The 7,130-nt window shown below is 58.2% G+C and carries 7 protein-coding genes, 1 tRNA gene and 1 pseudogene; 3 read left to right on the plus strand and 6 right to left on the minus strand.

The window, feature by feature from the left end:
* From B2W52_RS00775 to B2W52_RS00790, 4 genes and pseudogenes are all read right to left on the minus strand, one after another.
* Nucleotides 1-196: pseudogene (locus B2W52_RS00775) on the minus strand (thiol reductant ABC exporter subunit CydC); the annotation flags it as partial.
* The gene (gene cydD / locus B2W52_RS00780) at nucleotides 189-1,901 is read right to left on the minus strand and encodes a thiol reductant ABC exporter subunit CydD (RefSeq protein WP_008171611.1); all 1,713 of its coding nucleotides are present in this window, start codon (nucleotides 1,899-1,901) and stop codon (nucleotides 189-191) included. The pseudogene B2W52_RS00775 and the gene cydD, both read right to left, overlap by 8 nt.
* Nucleotides 1,902-2,903, minus strand: a complete 1,002-nt coding sequence (cydB, locus tag B2W52_RS00785) for a cytochrome d ubiquinol oxidase subunit II (RefSeq protein ID WP_069183608.1) — start codon at nucleotides 2,901-2,903, stop codon at nucleotides 1,902-1,904.
* Nucleotides 2,904-2,905: 2 nt separating this feature from the next.
* Entirely contained in the window at nucleotides 2,906-4,348 is a 1,443-nt protein-coding gene (locus tag B2W52_RS00790) for a cytochrome ubiquinol oxidase subunit I (protein WP_153633468.1), read from the minus strand.
* A gap of 183 nt (nucleotides 4,349-4,531) precedes the next feature.
* On the opposite strand from B2W52_RS00790, the gene B2W52_RS00795 reads away from it, so the two are divergent.
* The 3 genes from B2W52_RS00795 to B2W52_RS00805 all read left to right on the plus strand — a co-directional run bounded on the left by B2W52_RS00795 (nucleotide 4,532) and on the right by B2W52_RS00805 (nucleotide 5,848).
* Nucleotides 4,532-5,173 (plus strand): class I SAM-dependent methyltransferase, encoded by a 642-nt coding sequence (locus tag B2W52_RS00795; protein WP_062784547.1) that lies wholly within the window; start codon nucleotides 4,532-4,534, stop codon nucleotides 5,171-5,173.
* A gap of 75 nt (nucleotides 5,174-5,248) precedes the next feature.
* Nucleotides 5,249-5,335: transfer RNA gene (locus tag B2W52_RS00800), tRNA-Leu, on the plus strand.
* A gap of 141 nt (nucleotides 5,336-5,476) precedes the next feature.
* On the plus strand, nucleotides 5,477-5,848 hold the full coding sequence (locus B2W52_RS00805) for a hypothetical protein (protein WP_273071132.1): 372 nt from the start codon (nucleotides 5,477-5,479) through the stop codon (nucleotides 5,846-5,848).
* 28 nt (nucleotides 5,849-5,876) lie between these two features.
* Here the strand turns inward: B2W52_RS00805 and B2W52_RS00810 are convergent, their stop codons facing one another.
* Both B2W52_RS00810 and B2W52_RS00815 read right to left on the minus strand, forming a co-directional pair.
* Complete coding sequence (locus B2W52_RS00810; RefSeq protein WP_273071131.1) at nucleotides 5,877-6,680, minus strand: enoyl-CoA hydratase-related protein; 804 nt, start codon at nucleotides 6,678-6,680, stop codon at nucleotides 5,877-5,879.
* A 53-nt stretch (nucleotides 6,681-6,733) separates the two neighbouring features.
* A partial coding sequence (locus B2W52_RS00815) for a DMT family transporter (protein ID WP_286801001.1) occupies nucleotides 6,734-7,130 on the minus strand: 397 nt, incomplete at its 5' end.

The following is a 7,130-nucleotide window of genomic DNA, read 5'->3' on the forward strand; positions in this document are numbered from 1 at the left end:
GCACGTAAAGATTGATAGTGGCCGCCACCCCGGCAGCCAGGAGCAATCCCACCAGCGCCGTTTTGGTAAGGAACCAGCCAGACACAGCCAACAGCGCAATGCCGGAGAGCAGGGTAGCGAGAATCAGAAAGCCACCCACCACCAGGCGTCCGGGCCGCTTTAAGATCAGCTCCAGCCATGGTTTCAGCTCACGCATCGCGAACCTCCCCGCCGGACACCAGCAGCACTCGGTTGGCCAGAGTCAGGAGAGCCTGGTGGTGGGTTGAGAAAACCAGGGTTTTACCGGCTACCGCCAGTTTATGCAGGGCCTCTAATACAAACACCTCACTGTCGCTATCCAGACCCGCAGTCGGTTCATCCAGCAGGATCAGATCGTAATCCGCCAGAAAGATACGGGCGAGACTGAGACGCCGGGCCTGGCCGCCGGAGAGTCCCTGACCCTCTTCCGACACCGGGCTGTAGATTCCCTGTTGCCGGCTGTCCAGCAGGGAGCCAAGGCCCACGTTACGCAGCGCCGTTTCAATGGCAATATCGGAGGCATCCGGAGTAGTCAGTCTGAGGTTATCGGCCCAGGTACCCTGAACCAGAAAACCTTTCTGCCCCAGCCAGCCAAACCGGAAACTGCCCGGTGCTTCGCCGAACAGATGAACTTCACCGGTGTCCGGCGCCATGAAGCCGGCCAGAAGATGTAGCAGGGTGGATTTGCCACCGCCGGAAGGGCCGGTCAGGGCAATCACTTCACCTTTCTGGATGGTCAGGGACAGATCTTTCAGCACCGTTTGGTCGGTCCGGAAACCTTTACCGACGGCACGCAGCTCAATCCGGTCTTCCGAACCCTCGACCGACGCCATCTCTGATGCGGTTTCAAAGTTCACCGGCAGATCCAGCCGCTCAAGTATCTCTGAGCCGGCGCCCATGGCCGCGGCGCGATCGTGGTAATGCTGGGAGAGCGTGCGCAGCGGCTGGAAAAACTCCGGGGCCAGCAACAGGATCAGCAACCCGGAAAACAGGGTCAGATCCTCGGAAGGGCCGTAGGTGATATAGCCAAGCAGACCAAACCCGATGTAGATGGCGATCACGGCGATGGCCACAGAGGCAAAGAACTCCAGAACCGCTGAGGACAGAAAAGCGACCCTGAGCGTTTTCATGGTAATGCGGCGGTAGTGATCAGAGCGCTTGCGAATGAGCTCCGCAGCGCCGGCCGTCTGGCCGAACAGCTGCAGGGTGGTCAGGCCGCGCACCTTGTCCAGGAACTGGCCGGAAAGCCGGCTGATGGTTTCAAAGTGCTGCTGGTTCAGTTTCTCCGCGCCCATGCCCACCAGGGCCATGAACAGGGGAATCAGCGGCGCGGACAGCAGCAGGAAAATGCCGGCCAGCCAGTCCAGCCAGAACACCAGGGCCAGGATCAGCAGCGGCACAATCATCGACAGGGTCATCTGCGGCAGAAACCGCGCAAAGTAACCGTGCAGGGCTTCCACATGGTCAATCCACTCCCTGGCCAGGGTGCCAGCGGAAGACTGGCCCAATTCAACCGGGCCTGTGGCCTGCCAGTGTTTGTGGAGCTGTCGTCGGGCATCCCGGCGAACCTGTTCGCTGCAACGCGCCGCAAACCGGGTCTGAAAACCCTGGCCCAGCGCACGAACAACCAGCGCCAGGATCAGACCGAGAAAGAGGGGAGTGAGGTCCGCAACCGGGACCTCGTCAATGATGCCCAGGTGGATAATCCGGGCAAGCAAAACCATCTGAATAATGGTGGCAATGCCGGCAACGGTGCCGGCAGCCACGGTACTTCGGATCCACAGGCGACTGCCACGGGCCAGATCCGCAAGCCATCCTTTGACGGCTTTCTGATCGGCGGCGGAGGTATTCTCTCCGCCCCCATTGGCCGATGGCTCCGCCACTTAGTGATATCCCTCGCCGGCGCGTACCTTGCCGCGGAAGACCCAATAGGTCCAGGCGGTGTAGACCAGCACAATCGGAATCACGAACAGCAGACCCAACAGGAGGAACAGCTGGGATTCATAGGCGGAGGCTGCCTCCCAGAGCGTGTATTCCGGCGGGACCACATAGGGCCAGCGGCTGACCACCAGGCCCAGATAGGTGGTGATGAACAGGCCCATGGTAGCCACGAACGGCATGCCGTCTTTGCGATCACGAACCGAACGGTAAATCTGGATAGCACAAAGCAGTGTCAGAACCGGCAGGACCCAGATAATGCTCAGGTTGGAGAACCAGCGCTCACGCACCATTTCATCCACGAAGGGCGTCCAGACGCCGATGATGCCAAAGACCACCAACACCGCGAGGAGCAAGGGCAGGGTGATCTTGTAGGCCCACTGCTGCAGATTCCCCTCGGTTTTCATGATCAGCCAGGTGGAACCCAGCAGGGCATAGCCGGCCAGCATACCCAGACCCGTGAGCACGGTGAACGGCGTCAGCCAGTCCAGCGCGCCGCCAACATAGACGCCATTGGCGGTTTCAAAGCCCTGGATATAGGCCCCGACCACGGCGCCCTGGGCAAAGGATGCAACTGTGGAGCCGCCGGCAAACGCCCAGTTCCAGAGATAACGTGACGTACGGGCCTTGAACCGGAACTCAAAGGCCACGCCCCGGAAAATTAGCCCGGCCAATAGCAGGAATACACCTATATAGAGTGCCGGCAGGAAGATGGAATACACCATGGGGAAGGCGGCCAGAAGACCGGCGCCACCGAGCACCAGCCAGGTTTCATTGCCGTCCCACACCGGGGCCACCGAATTCATCATGGTGTCGCGGGCTTCCTCGTTCGGAGCAAAGGGGAAGAGAATGCCCACGCCCAGGTCGAACCCGTCCATCAACACATACATGATGATGCCGAAGCCGATAATGAATGCCCAGATAAGAGGCAGATCAAACAGTTCCATAATCAGTGACCTCCCTGGTTGACGGGCTTGGCAGTACCAACAGTATCGTCAGAATTGTGGTCAATTTCGAAAGGCACGTGTGCAGCGGAGAACGGACGCTTGGGTCGATCTGCCTCGTGTTCGTCCTCATCACGGTCTTCAAGACCGACATACAACACACGCATGAGGTAGTAGACACCGGCAGAAAACACCAGAGCGTACACAACGATATAGCCGATGAGCGTGAACAGCGCCATGCCGCCGGTCAGCGACGGGGTCAGGGCCTCGGCCTGGGTCATCTGGCCATACACCAGCCAGGGCGCGCGGCCCACTTCGGTTACGAACCAGCCGGTGAGTACCGCAAAGAAGGGCGCAATGCTCATAAAACGCATCCCCTGCAGGAACCAGTTGGTGCGCCAGTACCTGCCGCCGGCACGCAGAACCAGGCCGGTTACCGCGAAGGCGATCATCAGCAGGCCAATACCTACCATGATCCGGAAGGACCAGAACACAATCGCCACCGGAGGCTGCTCTTCAACCGGCACTGCGCTCACACCCGGCACCTCTCCGTCCCATTCATGGGTCAGGATGAAGCTGGCCAGGCTGGGAATACCGATCTCGTACAGGTTCCGCTGGTTTTCCTGATCGGGAATGGCGAACAGCAGCAACGGCACATTGCGGGAGGTTTCCCAGTTACCTTCCATGGCCGCAACCTTGGTGGGCTGGTGCTCCAGGGTGTTCAGACCGTGGAAATCACCCAGCACCGCCTGAGCAGGAGCAATGAACAGCAAAAGCCACAGGCACATGGACAGCGCTTTCTTATTGGCCTCCACCTCGCGACCCCGCAGGAGATACCAGGCGCTCACGCCGGCCACCACGAAGCCGCCGGTCAGGAAGGACGCCAGCGCCATATGGCCAAAGCGGTAAGGGAAGGACGGGTTAAAGATCGCCTCGCTCCAGGAAGTCACATAGAACACGCCATCACGGAGTTCGGTGCCCGCGGGAGTCTGCATCCAGCTGTTGGCCGAGAGAATCCAGAAGGAGGAAATAAAGGTACCCGTCGCAACCATGATGGCGGCAAACAGGTGAACGCCAGCCGGCACCTTATCCCGGCCGAAGAGCAGCACCCCGAGGAACGCCGCCTCCAGGAAGAACGCCGTAACCACCTCATAACTCAGGATAGGGCCAAGGAAGTTGGCCGAGGCCTGCGCGAAATTGCTCCAGTTGGTTCCGAACTGGAACGACATCACGATGCCCGACACCACCCCCATACCAAACACCACGGCAAACACCTTGGTCCAGAAGGCAGAGAGCTTCACCCACACAGGATTCTCGGTTTTGAAGGCAAGGCCTTCGAGTACCGCGATGTAGGAAGCGAGGCCGATGGTAAACACCGGAAAAATGGCGTGAAATGACACCACGAACGCGAACTGGATTCGCGATAGGATGAGAGGATCAAGTTCCATGGGAACCCTCCGGTAACGATCACATCATAACAAACGGGCCCAGCGAACCCGTTCAGCCGCTGCCTTAGCTCTGATTGTTATATTGTTATTACCGGCAGATGGTTACTATGCTACTAAATAAGCTAGCAGTTTCGATAGGGCCGATTGTCGCACCCTTGATTTAAAACAATTATGGTGATGCCGATGAGCTTTTACGAAGACAGAATACTGCCTCACATCATAGACCGGGCTTGCTCAATGGGCCAGGTGATGAAACTTCGTAGCCAGGTGGTTCCCCATGCCAAAGGTGTGGTTCTGGAAGTGGGTATGGGCTCGGCCATCAACATGGAATTCTACAACGCCAATAATGTCGATATGGTGTACGGCCTGGAGCCCTCAGAAGGCATGCGTAGAAAGGCCCAGCCCAACCTTGCCAAAACTCCAATAAAGGTTGAATGGCTGGATCTGCCCGGGGAGAAAATCCCTCTGGACGACAACTCCGTGGACACCGTTCTGCTGACCTTCACCCTGTGTACGATCCCCGACTGGAACGCCGCTCTTCAACAGATGCGCCGAGTGCTCAAACCCGGCGGTGAACTCCTGTTCCTCGAACACGGCGAATCGCCCCACGACGACACGAGAAAATGGCAAAACCGCATCACCCCGGGCTGGAAAAAGCTGGCCGGCGGCTGCCACCTGAACCGACACATCGCAGACCTGATCCGTCACGCCGGCTTTGAAATCCAGGAACTTGAAAACCTCTACATCCCCAAGGCACCGAAAATCGCGGGATACATCTATAAGGGCAGGGCGATCAACCCGCTAGAGACCAGCCCGGCAGCCTGATAGTGCGGGCAGAATCCGAATTGCGTTACCCCACGGAGACTTATACAATTCTGTCCGTCAAAACCTCCCCCGACTGCTCCGGTGGTGAAATTGGTAGACACAAGAGACTTAAAATCTCTCGACCGTTAGGTCGTGCCGGTTCGATTCCGGCCCGGAGCACCACCTTTGTTGTCAATGTCCCCAAGTGTTTTCTTGTGGTCCTCGTCAACCCGCAGGTATCGACGGCAAATGAGCAGTGATCGAAGCTCTCACGCCTGCCGTACGCTTTAACTCAATGTTTTCCGCATGAGGAGACAAACCGCCATGGCCGAAGTCGAAACTATTGGTAAGCAAATCGCATGTTACGTGAACGATCCCATCGAGAAAGCCAAGAGGCTGATCGTGACGCCAGTGGGGCAGGCGAGAATGATTGTCTGTACGCCATCACCCGGCCAGGGTGCCTCGTCGGCGATTGAAGCGGCAAACAGTCTGCTTTCGGAAGATGATCAGATAGCGCTGGTCGAAGATGTCAGTGAGCTGACAGATCCTGCGCAGGTGGTTTCCATCATCAATGATGGTGGTATCGAGACCGAAAAGGGGTTTCATGTGGCTTTCAGTCTTTCTGACGAGACGATTGCAAGGCAAGTGGAGAAAGAGCTCGACCTCAAGTCTTTACGGGGAAATAGCCCCGTCTGATGGATAGGCGGCCATTTGGCCGCTGCCACTATTTTTTCGACATTGCTTCCAGCATTTTGTTAACCGCTTCCAGGTGCTCAGGCTCGTTGTGGCACATGCCCTGGAAGTTGGCGCACACATCCAGAAAATCCTTCAGCTCCATCCTCGGTGCCATTTTCATCAGGCGTTTGGTGAGGCGAGTGGCTTTCGGTGGTTGGCTGGCCATGCGGTTTGCCATGGCATTGGCGGCGTTCATCAGTTCGTCCGCTGGCACCACCTCCAGAACAATGCCCAGCTCCTTTGCCTCGGTAGCATCGATCACCCGCCCGGTAAGCGTTAGCTCGAAGGCGCGCTGGTAGCCGATCAGGCGCTGCATGAACCAAGCGCCGCCGTCACCCGGAATGATTCCCAGGTTAAGAAAGGTTTCGCCGAACTTTGCGTTGTCCGAGGCAATGCGGATATCCGCCATGTTGGCCAAATCGAAGCCGGCGCCGATGGCCGGGCCGTTTACGGCAGCGATAATGGGCACTTCCACATTCTGCAGGGCCAGGGGAATACGCTGGATGCCTTTGCGGTAACGGTCGGCGCATTCGGCCACGTCACCGGCAAAATCGCCGCTGCGGTTGGTCATGTCCCGGATGTTGCCGCCGGCGCTGAACGCAGAGCCCGCTCCGGTGATCACCAGTACCGACACGTCTTCGCACTGGTTAACCCATTCCGCGGTGGTCACGATGTCGTCGATCAGGTTTGAGCCGGTCAGCGCATTGCGCAGGTCGTGACGGTTCAGAGTAAGCGTGGCGACACGGTTCTCGAGGGTCAACAGGGCATCGGTGAGCTTGGGTACGGTGGTCATTGTTGCGGTTCCTTGTTTTTGATCAGCGCGTATCTTCGCGCGCGGGAACCGGGTTAATCAACTGCCACCCGCGCTTTTCGGTACCGGCTTACTTCCGTCCAGCCATGCACCGCCAGGGCGGAGAATACAATAACACCACCTACCAGGCTGAGCTTTGGCGGTACTTCGCCGAGGAATAGCCAAACAAGGAAAGACCCGAACACGGTTTCCAGAAGCAGCATCAGGCTGACTTCCGCCGCCGGAATATAGCGGGGGCCAATCTGGATCAGGATGCACGCAGTGGGCAGGAACACAAGACAGAGCAGGGCGATAAAGAAGAAATCACGGGCCGAGGGCATCTGCGCACCACCAAGCAATGCCGCAACACCTGCCAACACCAGCGCGCCGAACATGAGCATCACGCTCATATCGCTGTCGGGTTTCGACCGGGCCACGTTGAGGTTGGAAGCC

Origin of the sequence: Marinobacter sp. UBA2498 (assembly GCF_002341575.1) — a bacterium.
GTDB lineage: Bacteria > Pseudomonadota > Gammaproteobacteria > Pseudomonadales > Oleiphilaceae > Marinobacter > Marinobacter manganoxydans.